Genomic DNA, 4,971 nt, shown 5'->3' with positions numbered 1-4,971 from the left:
TGGCGCTATGCCAGTAGATGGCCAAAACACCTGTGAATGTAACCAGTAGGAGAGAGCGGATGGATAAGCAATTCCCGATGGACGGCGACGCAAGCGAAAAGCTCGCCTACCTCGCCGCCCAGATTTCTACCGCTGTACTTTCTCGATGCCCACAAGAAGCTCCTCAATCGGGCTGCGCGCGATGCTCTTGCCGCCTTTCCATTGAGGGTTCTGAGGAAGCTTCGAGAGAACCGCGGCAGCGTCTCGCTTCAGCTCCTCAACGTTCAGTTGAGGGTTCGATGCCACAGCCTTCCCAAGCAGCATCAGCGCCGACAGAACCCCAAGCTCGAATGGGGTGATCACTTCGTCTTCCATGTCCGGTCTCCTTGGACCTTGTTGTGTGGAAGCAAAAAGCTACCACGGATGCGCCGGACACCCATAACGCCCGAATTCCGGGCATAAAAAAACCGCCTGGCAGGGCGGCTTCTTCAACAACAAAACGAGGTAATTATGCACTCTGCAATGGATGCAATCAATACCGCACCCTTGGCCGTTTCGCACCAGAAAGCCTACCACCAATCCGCCGCAGCCCATGCCGCGCGAATGATTCGCCTCCAGTACGCAGCCGCTTCGAAAGCCGCACTCCGTCGTGAGTGTGTCGAGCACCTGCGGGCATCGCTGTGCGGGGGTGAGGCGTGAGCACGGTAGTCATGACGGCCTGCTGGCCGTTGCAGGGCATGAGCCCGGCGCAGAAGTCGGTGCTAATTTCCCTGGCCGACAACGCAAACGATGATGGTGTGTGCTGGCCATCGGTAGCGAGGATCGTTGAGCGCACCTGCCTGTCCGAGCGCGCTGTGCGTAATGCATTGCGGTGGCTTGAGCAGTCCGGCGCACTGGAAGCACACCACCGAACTGGCCGTTCCACTTGGTACACGGTGAGCCCATCCAATTACAACCCCGGCACCACGTGCCCCCCGGCAGCATATGCCGGGGAGCCCCGGCAGGAAATGCCCCCCACCCCGGCACCTGATGCCCCCCACCCCGGCACCACGTGCCCCCAGAACCGTAAAGGAACCATCAAGGAACCGTCAGAAGAAGATACAGGCGCATGTGCAGGCTCGAAAAAGGCTCCAGTCGATCAAATCGTCGATCTGTTCAACCAGATCCTTCACAAGCTGCCCCGTGTCGTACTGGTCAACAAAGATCGCAAGGCGAAGATCCAGGCTCGCTGGGCAGAGAGCCCTGTTCACCAGGATCTTGATTTCTGGAGTGACTTTTTCACTCAGGTAGAGACCAGCGATTTCCTGATGGGGCGATTGAAGGGTCGCGACACTCAGTTCCGCTGCACCTTCGACTGGCTGATTGCCCCGTCCAACTTCGTGAAGGTGGTGGAGGGCAATTACCATGCATGAGCCCTACAATCTCGAATCCGAACACGGCCTGCTGGGCGCCATGCTCCAGCGTCCCGAGCTGATCGACACCCTGTCCGACGACTTGTCGCCCGAGTCGTTCTACTTCGCCGAGAACGCCGAAGTGTTCCGGGGGATCATGGACCTCCGCGCCGCTGGCAAGGCAGTGGACTTCTTGACCGTAGCCGAGCACATCGGCGTGCTGTACAACGGCGAAAGGGCTCTGGGTCATTGCGCCACCCTGGTCGCCAACACGCCAAGCGTGGCAAGCGCCGGGACCTATGCCGAGGTTGTTAGGACTCGCGCCATTGAGCGCGCACTGTGCGACCTGAGCGCGAAAACCCTCGAAATTGCTCAGGGTGGCGGCGATATCCAGACGAGGATCGCTGCTGTCCAGGCCGCTGCTATGGCCATCGATTCGGGTTGTGATGCCGATGAGATCGTCAAGGCCGGCGACCTGATGATCGATCAACTGGAGGTATGGCAAGAGCGTCACGACCGACTGTCGCGCGGCGAAACGTTGATCGGACTGTCCACCGGCCTTACCGACCTGGACGAGAAGCTTGGCGGCTTGCAGCCGGAACAGTTGATCATCGTTGCTGGCCGCCCGGCCATGGGCAAGACAACCTTGGCTATGGGGTTTGCTCTCGACGTAGCCGTGCGCCAGAAGAAGTCCGCGCTGGTGGTCAGCCTGGAGATGAGCAAAGGTCAACTGATTGATCGTGCCGTCGCCGCTGAGGGCAAGATTCCGCTGGGCCTAGTCAAGTCCGGCGCCGCCTGCCAGTCACACGGTACTGAGCTTCAGACTGCAGTCAGTAAGATCAAGCAGGCTGGCCTGTTCATTGCCGACCGCGCCGGGGCAACTGTGGGTCGCATCCGCTCGCTGGCTCGTCGGCACAAGATGCGCTACGGGCTGGACCTGCTGGTAGTCGACTACCTGCAACTCATGGACGGCGATGGCGGCAACCGCACCGAGGAAGTCAGCGGCATCAGTCGCGGCTGCAAGCTGCTTGCCCGCGAGCTGGGCATCCCGGTCGTGTTGCTGAGCCAGTTGTCCCGTGAATGCGAAAAGCGCCCGAACAAGCGTCCAGTGCCGTCCGATCTGCGCGAGTCGGGCGCCATCGAGCAGGATGCTGATGTGATTTTGTTCGTGTATCGGGATGAGGTCTATCACGAGCACAGCGAGTTCAAAGGAATCGCCGAGATCATCGTGGGCAAGGGGCGCGACATCGAGACCGGCACCGTGCGCGCTGCGTTCCTGGGGCAGTACAACCGCTTCGAAAACCTCTCGGCCAACTGGCAGCCGCCAGTAAAAGCGCCCGTGGCGAACGACCGATCACTCGCGTCGCGTTACGGCCGGAAGGAGATCCCTGCATGAACAGCTCAATGCTCCTGCCTCCCGACCTGGCCGATTACCGCTACGCGCTGTACTGCCGCAGCGACCTTCTTGGTCTTTCCCATGATCCGGCGCCGCCTGTTTGCCTGTATCGGGACCAGGCTTCGGCGGTCATTCACGGCCAGCGCATGTGGCCGAGCACCTACTACGTCATCGATCTTCAAGGAGAAGACAGTCCATGCGGCAATCGAAACTGACCAAGGCCGCCCGCGGCCGGGAGTGCCAGGTGCGTATCCCGGGCGTGTGCAACGGCAACCCGGAAACCACCGTTCTGGCGCATTACCGCATGGCCGGCACCTGTGGCGTGGGCTGCAAGCCGAACGACCTGCAGGGCGCCTGGGCCTGCAGCGCCTGCCACGACGCCTGTGACGGCCGCAGCCGGGTTGTAGACCGCGACACCGCACGTCGGTACCACGCCGAGGGCGTGATGCGCACCCAGGCGCAGCTGATCAGCGAGGGGGTGCTAGTTGCATGAGTGCTCCCGCCCTTCATCCGTACAAGCTGGGGAAGCCGAGAGCTAAGCGCATCGATCGCGAAGGGCAGGAGCAGGCCGCCCTGATGAAAGAGATCGAGCTCCGCTATCCGGAGGTGTTCTCGAACCTGCACCACACCCCGAATGGCGGCTACCGCAGCAAGGCTGAGGCGGCGCGGTTCAAGGCGCAAGGCACCAAGGCCGGTATTCCAGACCTCCAACTGACCATGGCGCGAGGCGGGTACTTCGGCCTATTCATTGAATTCAAAGCCACCGTGAAACCGGCGCCGGTATCCATTGAGCAGCAGGCCTGCATTGGCCGGCTGAACGATCAAGGCTACTTGGCCGTTGTGTGCCGGGGGCATTTCGACGCCATGGAGTGCCTGAGGGCGTACATGGCCCTGCCAAAAACGGAGGTTGCAGCATGACCAATACCGCCGCTGTGAAAATCAGCGATGCAGAGATTCGCCGGCAGGCCGCCGGCCAGGTGCGCGACCTGCGCGCCTTGGGCAATCACGGCCTGTACTTCCGGTTCCACCGTTCCCGTGAGCGCGGGTCCTGGTACCTGGTCCACAAGGGTAAATGGAACCTGATCGGCTCATATCCTGAGCTGAGCGCTGCCAAGGTTGCCGCGGCACTGCCGGATATCCGCCTGCGCCTGGAGGCGGGGAAGGGTGCGAGCCTGTCGAGCTGGGTGCTGACCGGCGAGCTGCTGTACTGGTTCGCCGAGCGCATGTCGCGTGACCGTAACCTGTCCGCCAAGCGCAAGGGCACGGCGGCGTCGGCAATCAAGCAGCACCTGATGCCGCGCTTGGGCGACACGCCGCTGGCTCAGATCGACAAGGCGCTGCTTGATCGCGAGCTGATGTGGCCGCTGCAAGAGTCACTGTCGATTGACTACGTTCGCCTGGTCTTTCAGTTGCTGGCTCTGGCCTTCCGCCAGGCCTTTAAGCTCGACAAGATCAACGCCAACCCTATGGCCGGCATCCGCTTCGGCGACTTCTCAAAGGCCAAGGTCACAGTCAAGCCATCGCGACTGCGGAGCGTTCATCTGGAGGGGTTGGTGGCACGCCTGCTCAGCACGCTAGCCCAAAACCCGCAACATGGCGTGCTGGCCCTGATGATGCTGTTCCACGGCACGCGTTTAGCCGAGACCCGTATGGCCCGTTGGAGCCATATCAGCCTGGCTGAGCAAGAGTGGTTCATTCCGGCCGAGCACACCAAAACCCGCGTAGAGCATCGCCTGCCACTAACCGATCAGGTGCGCACCTTGCTCATGGATTATCGCGAGATTCAGCGCAGCGGCGGTTATGACGGCCAGTTCCTGTTCCCGGGTAGGAAGGGCAAGCCACTGAGCGAGGTTCAGGCGTGGGTGGTGTTTGAAGCCATTAGCGAGGGCAACTGGACCAGTCACGACCTGCGCAAGCTGGCCCGCACCTGCTGGGCTGATCTGGGCGTTGACCACCTGGTGGGTGAGCTGCTGGTCAACCATGCCATGGGGCACAACGTGAAGGTGTACATCCAGTCCGACATGATGGCCCGCAAGCGCGAGGCGTTGGAGAAGTGGCATGCGCACCTTGATCAGAAAGGCTTCGCCCTGATTCGCGGCTTGACCCGCTTTAGATCCGTAGATTCAGGTAATTCCGGCGAGACCTTGCAGAGCGCGGGCTGCGGCGAAATTTCGAAATCAACCATAAGCGAGGATTCGAAATGAA

Annotated in this window: 7 protein-coding genes; 6 read left to right on the top strand and 1 reads right to left on the bottom strand. The window is 61.2% G+C overall.

What is annotated here, in order from left to right:
- Positions 1 to 126: 126 nt before the first annotated feature.
- Positions 127 to 354 (bottom strand): hypothetical protein, encoded by a 228-nt coding sequence (locus tag MJ643_RS30120; RefSeq protein WP_247727256.1) that lies wholly within the window; start codon positions 352 to 354, stop codon positions 127 to 129.
- 320 nt (positions 355 to 674) lie between these two features.
- On the opposite strand from MJ643_RS30120, the gene MJ643_RS30115 reads away from it, so the two are divergent.
- From MJ643_RS30115 to MJ643_RS30090, 6 genes are read left to right on the top strand one after another with little or no spacing between them, the layout of a single operon-like run.
- Entirely contained in the window at positions 675 to 1,391 is a 717-nt protein-coding gene (locus tag MJ643_RS30115; RefSeq protein WP_247727255.1) for a helix-turn-helix domain-containing protein, read from the top strand.
- Positions 1,384 to 2,766 carry a replicative DNA helicase gene (gene dnaB / locus MJ643_RS30110; protein WP_247727254.1) on the top strand — a complete coding sequence of 461 codons (1,383 nt, stop codon included), beginning with the start codon at positions 1,384 to 1,386 and terminating at the stop codon, positions 2,764 to 2,766. Before MJ643_RS30115 ends, dnaB begins: the two co-directional genes overlap by 8 nt.
- Complete coding sequence (locus MJ643_RS30105; protein ID WP_247727253.1) at positions 2,763 to 2,981, top strand: hypothetical protein; 219 nt, start codon at positions 2,763 to 2,765, stop codon at positions 2,979 to 2,981. The genes dnaB and MJ643_RS30105 overlap by 4 nt, the downstream gene beginning before the upstream one ends.
- Positions 2,963 to 3,259 (top strand): DUF1364 domain-containing protein, encoded by a 297-nt coding sequence (locus MJ643_RS30100; protein WP_247727252.1) that lies wholly within the window; start codon positions 2,963 to 2,965, stop codon positions 3,257 to 3,259. The genes MJ643_RS30105 and MJ643_RS30100 overlap by 19 nt, the downstream gene beginning before the upstream one ends.
- Positions 3,256 to 3,684: a VRR-NUC domain-containing protein gene (locus tag MJ643_RS30095; protein WP_247727251.1), complete on the top strand. Its 429-nt coding sequence runs from the start codon at positions 3,256 to 3,258 to the stop codon at positions 3,682 to 3,684. Before MJ643_RS30100 ends, MJ643_RS30095 begins: the two co-directional genes overlap by 4 nt.
- Entirely contained in the window at positions 3,681 to 4,970 is a 1,290-nt protein-coding gene (locus tag MJ643_RS30090) for a site-specific integrase (protein WP_247727250.1), read from the top strand. Before MJ643_RS30095 ends, MJ643_RS30090 begins: the two co-directional genes overlap by 4 nt.
- Position 4,971: the final 1 nt, after the last annotated feature.

Origin of the sequence: Pseudomonas sp. PNPG3 (assembly GCF_023093815.1) — a bacterium.
Classification (GTDB): domain Bacteria; phylum Pseudomonadota; class Gammaproteobacteria; order Pseudomonadales; family Pseudomonadaceae; genus Aquipseudomonas; species Aquipseudomonas asiatica.
This window is presented reverse-complemented; position numbering and strand designations above follow the sequence as displayed.